Source organism: Sharpea porci, assembly GCF_009695655.1.
Taxonomy (GTDB): Bacteria; Bacillota_I; Bacilli_A; order Erysipelotrichales; family Coprobacillaceae; genus Sharpea; species Sharpea porci.
Genome location: NZ_VUNM01000046.1, coordinates 1 through 12,232 on the forward strand (window position 1 = coordinate 1; position 12,232 = coordinate 12,232).

The following is a 12,232-nucleotide window of genomic DNA, read 5'->3' on the forward strand; positions in this document are numbered from 1 at the left end:
TGTCTTCCATAGAACAACAACTCCTCTCCTGACTAACCTAGACAAGCACTATACCTAACACGGTATTATACCACTCTGGTTATTGCAAAACAGCTATTTCACTTGTTCTACTTTTATACTAGCATCAGCCTCAGACAGCAAGCAGACAGATGCAGAGACTGCTCAGAAAGCAACTGCAAAGAAAACATCTGGCAAAGCTACTGATACATCTGACGCTACAGAAATGGCAGGATGGATGATGGCCTTGATTGTTTCAGCTGGTGCGGCATTTGTAACTGCTAAGAAGACAAAGAAAGATTAATGCTTTAAAAAGGTATGATGTATTTCATACCTTTTTCTATGCAAAAAAAGAGATCCAGTATTATACTGAATCTCTAAAAGATTATTCTTCATCTGGTAATTTCTTAAGTTCTTCTTCACCAGTGATATATTTAAGGATGGCAAGTGCTGCATCCTTAGGGCCATTATGTTCATTACCCTTGATACCAAGTCTTGTATGTAACTGACCGACTTTAACACCCTGCTTAAACATCTTATCGAAGTAATCTTTTAAGATAGGGTCTGTCTGTTCTTGACGCTGTACTGGGCCAAATGGGTTAGCGAAATATGAACCAACTAAGCCATATTCTGTAGTTGTGCCTTTAGCCATACGCTGGCCTGCTCTGAAGACTTTAAGTGCCTGTTCTTCATTATCGAAGAATTCCAAAGGTGCACCTGTTTCTTCATAGTTATTCGCATATAAGAACATGTCTACATCATGCTTTGCGACAACATCCTTATAGTCAGTAATAGGAATAACGATACGGGCATTCTTTTTATCTGGGTTCATGAAGATAGAACGGTCAAGTTCCTTAAATGAATAGCCTGCATCTAAGTCATCGAGACGTACGAAGGCACCAGTTTCTGTACCTGATGTCTTGACTCTACGTGATTCGGCATCATAGCTTAATACACCCATATCATCATAGATTGTCTTGATATCTTCAATATAAGCTGCACCAAGAGCTTTAATCTGTTCGATTGTTTCACTCTTACCTGCTCCTGAATCACCCATGACAACAATATTTCTTGTTGTTCCATCATGAAGTTTCATAACAACCATTGCCCCATGAATTGGAAGGTTGCCATGGTTGATCTGTCTTACATTATGTAATGTCAGACACATTTTCTTCATATAGCCGAAGTAATCGAATTCATCATTAGCTGAAAGTAATGCAACCATCATATCATTCTTATCATCCTGATAGAATGCCTGATTCTTTTCACCATCTTCATAACCATAAACATAGATTAAATCTGGTTTACGTCCACGATATTCAGATTCATCTGCTAAATCAAAGAGGTTACATAATGTAATACCCTGAGCCATATATTTAATATTGAAATAAACGAATGCCAGCTGATCACCTACTTTAGCAGGATAACAGAACCATTCATCAGGATCAAATTTATTGTCTTCAATTGGATTATAGTTGACTTCAGGGAATACTCCATCACGTTTATTACGACGTGAATACATAATAAATGGTGGATGAATAACAACCTTTTCAATAAATGGGATATCATCTAAGCATCTATATTCATATGGTAATGATGTACGTAAATTTGTAATCTCTAAACCAGCATTCACACCGGCTGTAATCTGACGTAAGACTTTTTCTGTCTTATGTGTTGCTTGATAGCTAATTGTACGATATGTACGTAAGATAAGTTTTTCGAATTCTTCCTGGGCATCCGCAAAACCAACATTCTGATAACCTTCACGTTTTTCATCATTGAAGACTAAGGCATAACGTTGTAATTTACGCCAGAATAAGTAAAGCTGTTCGATAAGTTCTTCGACCATATCTCCATCTTTGAAATATGGCTTGAATTCTGGGCGTGTGCCACCAATTTCACTTGGACCCATGATTAATAATAATCTGAAGATATCTTTTAACTGGTGTGCTAAAGCGATATCGTCTGATTCAATCTTGTGTAAGTAAGTATATAATGTTGTCTCACGACGGGCATTATCCTTAATAAATTTACGTAGTACTCTGAAGAAAGATTCACTTTCAATCAGTTCACAACGACTCTGACAGAATTCTTCAGAGAAGTTTAATATTGCATTACCTCTTGTAATTTCAAATTTGAAAGCCATTCAACTACCTCCTATTCAAACTGATTATATACCAAAGTATACATAATGCAAAAAGAATATTTTTTGATAGCGCTTTTATTTTTTCTATTTTCTAAATATCCAATATATCACTCGAATATTTTGAAATATTAGTAATATATAAACAAAAAAGAGTGTAAACCTACACTCTAGAAAAGATGGAAGAAGACCTTACCAACAATATGTTGTTGGAAATCAAGAGCACCAAGAACTCTTGAATCAGAAGAATTATTACGATTATCCCCCATCACAAAGAGCTTTCCCTCAGCCACATGATAATTCCAGCTTTCCTTAGCCATATCTTCCATTATATAGCTTTCATCAAGCTTCTTGCCATTACGATACATCACACCATCCTTACAGCTAATCGTATCACCTGGCTTACCAATAACTCTCTTGATGATTTGTTCATCACCATCACCAAAATTCACTTCAGCTACTACAACATCCCCATATTTCACATCACTAAGCTTATAGAAACGTTTATTGACTAAAACAACTTCACCATTGTGATATGTTGGATCCATAGAATGACCGACAACACGACTTACCTGAACGAAAAAGAGTAAACTGTATGTTAAGATGACTGTCACTAAGACAACTTTCACATATTCCCAAATTGTACTTTTTAAACTTTGTTTTTTCTCCATATTATTCACCTGGTGTTATTATACTCTAACTCGCTCCTTCTGGCAATTAAGCATATCACGACTATTTTCAAGTTCTTCAATTTGTGCTAAGGTTTATGTGTAGAAGTGCTGAAAGGACTAAAACATGAAACGATTATTACTGACATTAACACTCTGTGCCCTTGTTTTATCTGGCTGTAGTAAAAAGAAAATGGAAAACTTTGCCCTATTAACAGGTATGGACAAAACACAGGTCGAAAATATTCACAAACATTACACTACACTTATTGTAAAGGGAACCTTTACAAAAGCCACAACGACAAAAATCAAAAAGCACACAACAACCCTTTATGGCCAAATCAACATGACAGCCAATAAAGATCCAAACTATCAAAACACTAATATCACTCACAAGAATACCACCTATGCCAATATCACCTTAGATACATGGCAAAAACATATCACAGATCAAATCAACACTATGAAAGCTAATGGCTATGATGGTCTTTATATCCGTGGCTTCAATCTCTATGAATATGCCCATAAAGATATTAACATCTACAAAGCAATGATGCATTTTATAGACTATGCTCATAAACAGAAGATGAAAGTCATTATTCAAGATGGTCATGAATTTATTGATGATTTCATCAAACATAAAGAAAACAAAGCCCTCATTACAGGTGTCTTAAGAGAAGATGTCTATACAAAGTATAATAAAAAGAAACGTACTCTTGGACAGGATAAGAAAGTCAGTGATGAGAAGAAGGCTTTTCTTGATCGTGTTGTAAGCTATGGTATGAAAGCATATGTTGTTGAATATACGAAGGCGAGTGACTGGAAAGCAGTTATTGAACATGATGCTAAGAAGCGTGGTTATCACTATGTTATTATTAAGCATCATAACAAAACAAAAGAATAAAAAAACATTGAGGGCAGAATTCTTATGAATCCTGCCCTTTTCATTTTTATCGATGCATCGATGCTTCTGCTTTTACGTTAAATTGACTTTCTCCTTTCACAATACTTTCACTTTCATAATTAAAATAATCCAATAATTTAGTTGCACCTTTCTCACCACATGCCGCCCCTGCAATCGTCCCAAACCATACACCAGCTTCATAACCTAGACCCGCTCCCACAGGTACTCCAATAACCATTCCTACTCCAGCAAAGAAACCACCACATAAACAACGCCCAAAAGCTAATCCCATTAATGTACCTCCTACTTTAAGAATATTTTTTGAATTCGATACTTTTGTCAGATCAATATTTCCATTTTTATTCATTTTTGCAGAAGCATTGAGCTGATGTCCTGCTTTATTCTTTAATGCATTTATTTCTTCATCGTTCCTATATTCATCTTGATTTATTTCTTTAACAACATTTCTTTTATTCATTTCCATAAATATCTCCTTCTTTCTTTTTGTTTCACAACATGTAATAAATAACAACATGAGTAGGATTTATATGCATCTTTAAGGGTATTTCTTCCAACACTATTTCATTCAAACAAATACCTCTAAAGATGCACACTTCTTTGATGCCCCAGTTCTTCATATCAACCACCATACTTCTTCCCGATAAAATCAACTCCTTCATTCACAAGATCCATAAACGTACTTGGTAAAACATTCGCTTTCTTAACAATAAATAGACCTACCTTAATAGCTGCTACAATGACATCAATATTTTCCATTTCTACTTCCTCCTCTATTTCATTTCACACTTATACTTTTTGATCATCAAACTTAGTAATTCCACACCAACATATAAAATAAGAGATTTTCCATTTAATAATTTTCCACCTTTTAACACTATTTTTCCAATATCCATAATCTTCCTCCTCTAATGCTTTATCCACTTATTCAAAAATTCTAAGATCTTATCTGCTTTCTCTGCTCTCTTTGCTTTATTCATTACATTTCTCATACCCTTGGAAGGATTTAAATGTAATTTTGTAGATTCATTTGCGCCGATACTAAATCCTGTTTTAAACTTTTCTAAATTCTTCATTATTCTTACCTCTTTTCTTTACATGACTACTATAAGTCTTTTTTGTTTTTCTTTCTTTTCATGTTGGAAAGAAAATTGTCCGTAACCTTTCTACATACTTGCCACCAACTCTCTCGGATTATCAACAAGCCACCGCTTTTCAACCTTAACGACATTTATCCTGAAACCATATGTTTGTTTGTGCTTATCCTTTCTTGTATAGTGGGCTTTCATTTTTCTTGATTCTGAGTTGTTGTAAATTCCATAGCACTTTAAAACTGTCTTCATTTCTCTTCCCTCTTTTCTTTACATGAATACTATAAGTCTTTTTTGTATTCTCTTCTTTTCACATAGGAAATATTTTTATCCATAACAATCTCCTTTTAAGCAAAAAAAGCCCTTCCGCTATAAACGGAAAGGCAATAAGCATATTTGTTATTCAAGTTCAAAGGCACCAGTATATAACTGATAGTACTGACCCTTTTTCGCAATTAAGTCATTATGACTACCACGTTCAATAATATGACCATGATCTAAGACCATAATCACATCACTGTTTTGTACAGTAGAAAGTCGATGGGCAATGACAAAGACTGTACGTCCATGCATGAGAGCATCCATACCTCTTTGGACAATGGCTTCAGTACGTGTATCGATGGATGATGTTGCTTCATCCATGATCATAACTGGTGGATCAGCAACTGCCGCTCTCGCAATCGCAATAAGCTGACGCTGGCCTTGAGAGAGGTTTGAACCGTTGTTGCGAAGTGGCGTATTGTAGCCTTCTGGTAAACGGGTAATAAAATCATGAGCACCTACAAGTTTAGCCGCACCAATACATTCTTCATCCGTTGCATCAAGATAACCATAACGGATATTATCCATTACTGTTCCTGTAAAGAGGTTGGTATCCTGTAAGACAATACCTAATGATCTTCTAAGATCATCCTTCTTAATCTTATCGATATTAATACCATCATATCGAATCTTACCTTTCTGGATATCATAGAAACGGTTGATGAGGTTTGTGATGGTTGTTTTACCAGCACCTGTAGCACCGACAAAGGCAACCTTCTGGCCTGGTTTCGCAAAGACATTGACATCAAAGAGAATCTGTTTATTAGGATTATAGCTGAAATCTACATCTTCTAGCTCAACGTCACCGGCAAGCTTCGTATAGCTTAATGAACCATCCTGATGAGGATGTTTCCAAGCCCACATACCTGTACGTTCATTAGTTTCCACAATTTCACCATTGACTTCTTTAGCTCTTACTAAAGTGACATAGCCTTCATCGACTTCTGGTTCCTGATCCATCAATTCAAAGATACGAGCAGCCCCAGCAAGCCCCATAACTACGGCATTAATCTGCTGTGATACCTGGCCAATTGAACCCGTAAACTGCTTTGTCATATTAAGGAAAGGAACAACGATAGAAATAGAAATAGCCATACCTGAAATAGAGATATTAGGTACATGCCATAATAATAAGACACCACCAGTAATTGCTGCAATGACATAAAGGATATTGGACATATTATGAAGAATAGGACCAAGAATATTGGAATACATATTCGCTTTACGGCTTGCTTCAAACCAGTTTTCATTGACTTTATCAAAGTCGGCAATTGCTTCTTTTTCATGGTTGAAGACTTTAACAACCTTCTGACCATTCATCATTTCTTCAATATAACCTTCAGTTTCACCAAGTGTGACCTGCTGCTTCACGAAATACTTTGTGGATTTACCACCAATAATCTTTGTGACAATGGCCATTAAGATGACACCAATAATAATCATGATAAACATATTGATTGAGTAATAAATCATGACAGCAGCTAGTGTCACAAGGACGACAAATGTCGAGAAGAGCTGTGGGAAAGACTGAGAAATCATCTGACGTAATGCATCGATATCATTTGTATAAACGGACATGATATCACCATGGGCATGAGTATCGAAGTAGCGTATTGGCAAGCTTTCCATACGCTTAAAGGCTTGTTCTCTGAATTTCGCAAGAGAGCCCTGGGTAATAACCGCCATTAATCTTTGGTATACAAATGCGGCAACAAGAGAAATGACATACAGAATAATAAGAATAGAGAGATTCTTAAAGATTGGTCCACTAGCTTGTGACCAGCTGATATGTTTTCTAAGAGCCTGATCAATTAATGCGATAATACGCTGCTGGAAGACAGCTGGAATAGCTGAAATGATGGCATTAAGAAGAATAAGGAATACAACGAATGGCAAGAGGACTGGGAAGAAAGCGAAAAGTGTTTTCATTAAACGCTTTAAGGTCCCCTTTTTAACGAGTGATAGATTTGATTTCTGTGCCATTATTTGTCACCTTCTTTCTTATTCTGTGAGTAATAAACTTCTTGATAGATTTCATTTGTCTTAAGTAATTCTTCATGTGTACCAATGGCATTAATGCTGCCTTTACTCATGACAATGATTTTATCAGCATCCTGTACGGATGAAATACGTTGAGCGATAATGATTTTTGTCGTTTCAGGGATGAAGCGCTTAAAGCCATTTCTGATCTTAGCATCCGTCTTTGTATCAACGGCACTTGTTGAGTCATCAAGAATGAGAATCTTTGGTCTCTTTAAAAGAGCACGGGCAATACATAGTCTTTGTTTTTGTCCACCTGATACGTTAGTACCACCTTGTTCAATATAAGTATTATAACCTTCAGGCATCAAGTCAATAAATTCATCAGCACAAGCTAAGTGTGCAGCTTCCTTAATTTCTTCATCTGTCGCACTCTCATTACCCCAACGTAAGTTATCCGAAATTGTCCCAGAGAATAATTCATTCTTCTGTAAAACAACAGAAACCTGATTTCTTAGGGTAACGAGGTCATAATCCTTAACATTATGATCCCCAACAAGCACTTCCCCTTCACTAGCATCATAAAGTCTTGAAATCAAATTGACTAATGATGTCTTACTTGAACCCGTACCACCAATAATACCTACAGTTTCACCACTCTTAATAGAGAGATTGACATGATCTAAGGCATTACGATCTGCTTTTGATGAATACTTGAAGGAAACATTCTTAAATTCAATATCCCCATTTTTCACTTCCATAAGAGGATGTTCTGGATTAGTAAGGGTACTCTTTTCACTTAATACAGCCACAATACGTTCAGCAGATTCAGTTGAGATGGTAATCATGACAAAGATCATTGAAAGCATCATCAAGGAAATAAGAATCTGGAAAGAGTATGTAAGAATGGAAGAAAGCTGGCCAACATTAAGTCCTAAGGCACCTGTAGAAATAACGCGATATGAACCAAATGATAATGTAAAGACTACAACTAAATATAAGCAGAACTGCATCAATGGAGCATTAATCGCAAGAATCTTTTCAGCTCTTGTGAAATCACCACGTACATCTTCAGCCGCATTAAAGAATTTCTTATTTTCATAATCTTCACGAACGAATGACTTTACAACACGAATACCATTAATATTCTCCTGTACAGAAGCATTCAATTTATCATACTTATTAAAGACAGCCTTAAATAAAGGCATAACCTTCTTTGAAATATAGAATAAACCACCACCAAGAACAGGAATAGTAAATAGGAAAATAAAAGATAAAGAACCACCCATCATATAAGCCATCACAAATGAGAAGATAATCATCAACGGTGCTCTCACTGCAATTCTGATAATCATCATAAAAGCCATCTGAACATTTGTGATATCCGTTGTCATACGTGTGACAAGTGATGATGCACTAAATTTATCAATATTCTCAAAAGAGAATGACTGAACATTTGTGAATATGTCTCTTCTTAAATTCTTCGCAAATCCAGCTGAAGCATTAGCTGCAGTAATACCAGCCCATGCGCCAAAGAAGAGCGAAAGACAGCCCATCGCAAATAATACAAGACCATAAGTCCATAATACATGCGGAGTAGCTTTACCAGCCTGCAAGAGATTGACAAGTCTGGCAATGAAAAATGGAATAATACATTCCATAATGACTTCACCAATAACGATGATTGGTGTTTTGATTGCATCTTTCTTATACTCTCTTAATGAGTTAAGTAGAATTTTAATCATTTTTTCTTGACTCCTTCCAATTGATTTAAAAACTCTGGATTATGCTTTAACTGATCCCAATCAACACTTAATTTATGCAAAAGAGAAAGCAAAGTCTCTTTTTCTTCTTTAGTTAATGTTGAGAATAATTGTAATGTAATGGCATCAAGCTGTGCCTTTTGGCGTTTTGCTTCCTGATGTCCTTTTTCGCTTAGGCGAATAAGAACCTTACGTGCATCCTCTTCGTCCTTTCTTCTTTCCACGAGTCCTTCTGCTTCCATCTTGCCAAGCATTTCCGCAAGCGAAGAAGACTGAATATCAAGCTTTGTCTGTAATTCACGCTGACTTGTTTCCTGCTTTTCATCAAGAAAAATCAACGCCCGACGCTGTCCTGTTTTACTGCCCGTGTAAAGAAAAAGAAAATGACCCATTTTCCGTAAATGACCATAAAGAGCACGTTCTGGCATTTCATCATTCATGCTTTCACCAACTTTCCTAGGTTCCTCGCAATCATTATACTCGGGCCCTAGTAAATTGCAAGGGAAAGTCTTTTTGTGAAAATATTAATCAAATAGCACTCTCCATGATGAGGTGAGTGCTATCTTTGTTTTGCGATTGTTTCCAACATATGTCTTGCAACACTATATTCATAATAAGGACCAAGTTGTGTATTGGCAGCCTGCTTGGCTTCTTTTAAGGCTGTTGAGGGAGCATAGGAATGTGTGAACATTGCCAACATAGCGATATCATTACCACCATCCCCATAGACTGCTATTTCCTCATCAAGAATACAAAGATATTGTCCAAGCCAACGAAGAGCTGTTCCTTTATTAACACCTTTCTTCGTGATTTCAATCATATTGTCATCACATGGTTCATTGACAATAACGTTGTCATATTGTTCAAGGAACTGATAGAAACGATGATAAGACTGTCCTGGTTCTAGAAATGTATTAATCTTGCAGATATCCTGTTTTAAGATATCTTCTATGCTTTGATTGAAGACTAAGTGCTTGGAGGTATTTTCCAAAAACATCTTTGCGACATCTACATCAGTATCTTGAGGCATAGGTCTATCTCTTAATTTCTGTGTGAATGCTTCAATGGATTGTTGGGTATAGGTCTTAGTTGGGGTAAGGAATTCGAGATTTAAGTCACCAAACTCTTCCAAGATCAATTTCAAAACCTCTTCATCAATCAATTCCTGCTTCAAGATATGTCCTTGAGGACTCTTAATAAGAGCTCCATTCAAACAGATCTGATAGATCTTATTCTCTAATCCATGTAGTGCTGTCATATGGCTATCTCTTCCAGTTGCAATCGTAAAGTCATAGCCTGATGCAACAATCTTCTCAATCGACGCAACAACAAGTTCATCAAACTGATGTGTCCTTGCCAACAAAGTTCCATCTAAATCCGATGCAAATAGCTTAATCATAGTAATCCTCCACTTTCAATATTTTCAAGACTATTTTAATAAAGGATATTGAAGAATACTTTTGATTTTCTTATTGTGAAAGACTTAATGGACATGTCCACTGCTAACACCCTGACTAGCCTCATCCAAAGGTAACCAAGCGAGGGCTTTCGAGATAAATGTGTCCCAGAAGACCCAATCATGTCCCCCAGGTCCTGTCTGATATTCATGGGGAATACCTTTCTTTGTCAGGTATTGATGGAAGGCATCATTTTGTTTTCTCAATTTATCATCATCCCCACATGCCATATAGATATGAGGAATATCTTCTTTCTTCAAACCATCAATAAGGGCATAATAATCCATATCACTGCCCTTGAGCTTTGAAAGATCACCAAAGATAGATTCATAATAATGACGATTACCAAGAAGATTAGGATGATCATATGTCGATACAAGAATATCATCAATTAATAAAGCACTCGATAAAGCAACAATGGAACCAAATGTCTCATGATATTTTAAACCATTGCGAAGAGCACCATAGCCACCCATGGACAAGCCACCAATAAAGGTATCCTCTCTTTTTGTCGATAGGGGGAAGGTTCTTCTTGTGAAATCCACAAGCTCCTTTCCAATAAACTCTCCAAAATATTCTAAGCTATCAGGACGATCAACATAGAACTTATTTTCACCACTTGGCATCACAACAGCCAAATTCTTTTCAGCTGCCCAGGCTGCAATACGTGTACCAATTATCCAGTCCGTTGTACTGCCAAATATACCATGTAATAAATAGAGTGTTTTAAATGTTTTTGGTGGTTGGTAATGGGGATCTGATGCGACATACTTATCAGTTGGAAGAATCACCGTGATATCGACTGTACGCATAAGTGATTTTGAAAAAAAGTTACAAGTTAAATGTGCCATATTATACCTCTTTCTTCTTATATAATGCATTCTATCATATTTTCAACCTAAAAAGACCATAACGTATGTTACAGTCTTTAGTGTGTTATTTTAATAAGCTAGGCATATATTTCTTGAGGGCATTGTAAATACCTTCATGATTATTATCCTGTGTAACATAGTCAGCAGCATTCTTGACTTCATCAGTTGCATTACCCATGGCGACACCTGTTTTCGCAAATTTAATGATCGATAAATCATTTTCAGCATCACCAAAAGCAATACAATCATTGGCTGTATAGCCAAGCTTCTTCAAAGCAACATCAAGAGCTTTCGCTTTATCAATACCCTTTTCAGTAAATTCAAAATAGAATGGTGCGGTAAACATGCAATTAAGCTGATCTTTGAATGGGGCAGCCATTTCCTTGGCATGTTTCTCTAAGTAAGCAGGATCACCTGCTGTTAAGATCTTGTTTGTGCCCCAGTTAAGAAAAGCAGCTAAGTCATTGACTTCACAAACCATCATCTTGCAGAGTCTTGACTCGTATTCGACTTTTGGTGCATAGGCATTTTCGACATATAAATAAGCATCTTTATAAAGCATTGGTGTGACATCAAACTTACGTAAGTGTTTTAAGACTTCTCGGCCTTTATTAATATCTACTGGTGTATTATAGAGAATATCTGTTGTTGTACAGTCAACAACCTGACTGCCATTAAAACAACATAATAAGCCATGATGTTCACTCATTTTGAGCTCTTCGGCAATATACCATAATCCGCTTGCTGGTCTACCGCTCGCTAATACAACGACATTACCCTTCTCCTGGGCTTTAATTAAGAATTCTTTTGTCTTGGGCTGAATTTTCTTTTCATCATCAAAAAGTGTTCCATCTATATCTAATACAATGACTTTTGGTTCATTCATTTTTCTCACGTATACTCAATTTAAGGTTAGAATTGAGTATTTTTCCTTTCTAGCCGAATTAAGAATGATATCATCTACGGCCATTGATGATATCATTTATAAGCACTGTGGATTTGTATCTATATTTTTACG

15 protein-coding genes are annotated in these 12,232 nt (G+C 36.2%); 2 read left to right on the forward strand and 13 right to left on the reverse strand.

Annotated features, from left to right (window positions below; all coding sequences use genetic code 11):
- The first annotated feature begins 82 nt into the window (after window positions 1-82).
- Entirely contained in the window at window positions 83-301 is a 219-nt protein-coding gene (locus FYJ79_RS11815) for a hypothetical protein (protein ID WP_154518742.1), read from the forward strand.
- 81 nt (window positions 302-382) lie between these two features.
- Here FYJ79_RS11815 and FYJ79_RS11820 read toward each other — a convergent pair whose 3' ends face one another.
- Together FYJ79_RS11820 and lepB are read right to left on the reverse strand one after the other, a co-directional pair.
- Complete coding sequence (locus tag FYJ79_RS11820; protein ID WP_154518744.1) at window positions 383-2,143, reverse strand: P-loop NTPase family protein; 1,761 nt, start codon at window positions 2,141-2,143, stop codon at window positions 383-385.
- A gap of 167 nt (window positions 2,144-2,310) precedes the next feature.
- Window positions 2,311-2,811, reverse strand: coding sequence for a signal peptidase I (gene lepB, locus FYJ79_RS11825; protein ID WP_154518746.1), 501 nt, complete (start codon window positions 2,809-2,811; stop codon window positions 2,311-2,313).
- 124 nt (window positions 2,812-2,935) lie between these two features.
- Between lepB and FYJ79_RS11830 the strand changes: the two genes are divergently transcribed.
- On the forward strand, window positions 2,936-3,712 hold the full coding sequence (locus FYJ79_RS11830) for a hypothetical protein (RefSeq protein WP_154518748.1): 777 nt from the start codon (window positions 2,936-2,938) through the stop codon (window positions 3,710-3,712).
- Between the two features lie 46 nt (window positions 3,713-3,758).
- Here the strand turns inward: FYJ79_RS11830 and FYJ79_RS11835 are convergent, their stop codons facing one another.
- From FYJ79_RS11835 to FYJ79_RS11880, 11 genes are all read right to left on the reverse strand, one after another.
- A complete protein-coding gene (locus tag FYJ79_RS11835) occupies window positions 3,759-4,196 on the reverse strand; it encodes a hypothetical protein (protein ID WP_154518750.1) in 438 nt (145 codons plus the stop codon).
- 155 nt (window positions 4,197-4,351) lie between these two features.
- Complete coding sequence (locus FYJ79_RS11840; RefSeq protein WP_154518752.1) at window positions 4,352-4,489, reverse strand: hypothetical protein; 138 nt, start codon at window positions 4,487-4,489, stop codon at window positions 4,352-4,354.
- Window positions 4,490-4,503: 14 nt separating this feature from the next.
- On the reverse strand, window positions 4,504-4,626 hold the full coding sequence (locus FYJ79_RS12720; RefSeq protein ID WP_268233743.1) for a hypothetical protein: 123 nt from the start codon (window positions 4,624-4,626) through the stop codon (window positions 4,504-4,506).
- A 12-nt stretch (window positions 4,627-4,638) separates the two neighbouring features.
- Window positions 4,639-4,806 (reverse strand): hypothetical protein, encoded by a 168-nt coding sequence (locus FYJ79_RS11845; RefSeq protein ID WP_154518754.1) that lies wholly within the window; start codon window positions 4,804-4,806, stop codon window positions 4,639-4,641.
- Window positions 4,807-4,896: 90 nt separating this feature from the next.
- Window positions 4,897-5,073 (reverse strand): hypothetical protein, encoded by a 177-nt coding sequence (locus FYJ79_RS11850; RefSeq protein WP_154518756.1) that lies wholly within the window; start codon window positions 5,071-5,073, stop codon window positions 4,897-4,899.
- Between the two features lie 147 nt (window positions 5,074-5,220).
- The gene (locus tag FYJ79_RS11855; RefSeq protein WP_154518758.1) at window positions 5,221-7,125 is read right to left on the reverse strand and encodes an ABC transporter ATP-binding protein; all 1,905 of its coding nucleotides are present in this window, start codon (window positions 7,123-7,125) and stop codon (window positions 5,221-5,223) included.
- Window positions 7,125-8,867 (reverse strand): ABC transporter ATP-binding protein, encoded by a 1,743-nt coding sequence (locus FYJ79_RS11860; RefSeq protein ID WP_154518760.1) that lies wholly within the window; start codon window positions 8,865-8,867, stop codon window positions 7,125-7,127. Before FYJ79_RS11860 ends, FYJ79_RS11855 begins: the two co-directional genes overlap by 1 nt.
- The gene (locus tag FYJ79_RS11865) at window positions 8,864-9,325 is read right to left on the reverse strand and encodes a MarR family winged helix-turn-helix transcriptional regulator (RefSeq protein ID WP_154518762.1); all 462 of its coding nucleotides are present in this window, start codon (window positions 9,323-9,325) and stop codon (window positions 8,864-8,866) included. The genes FYJ79_RS11860 and FYJ79_RS11865 overlap by 4 nt, the downstream gene beginning before the upstream one ends.
- Before the next feature lie 119 nt (window positions 9,326-9,444).
- Window positions 9,445-10,284, reverse strand: coding sequence for an HAD-IIB family hydrolase (locus tag FYJ79_RS11870; protein WP_154518764.1), 840 nt, complete (start codon window positions 10,282-10,284; stop codon window positions 9,445-9,447).
- 84 nt (window positions 10,285-10,368) lie between these two features.
- Complete coding sequence (locus FYJ79_RS11875; protein ID WP_154518766.1) at window positions 10,369-11,193, reverse strand: alpha/beta hydrolase; 825 nt, start codon at window positions 11,191-11,193, stop codon at window positions 10,369-10,371.
- An 85-nt stretch (window positions 11,194-11,278) separates the two neighbouring features.
- Window positions 11,279-12,100, reverse strand: a complete 822-nt coding sequence (locus FYJ79_RS11880) for a Cof-type HAD-IIB family hydrolase (protein ID WP_154518768.1) — start codon at window positions 12,098-12,100, stop codon at window positions 11,279-11,281.
- Window positions 12,101-12,232: the final 132 nt, after the last annotated feature.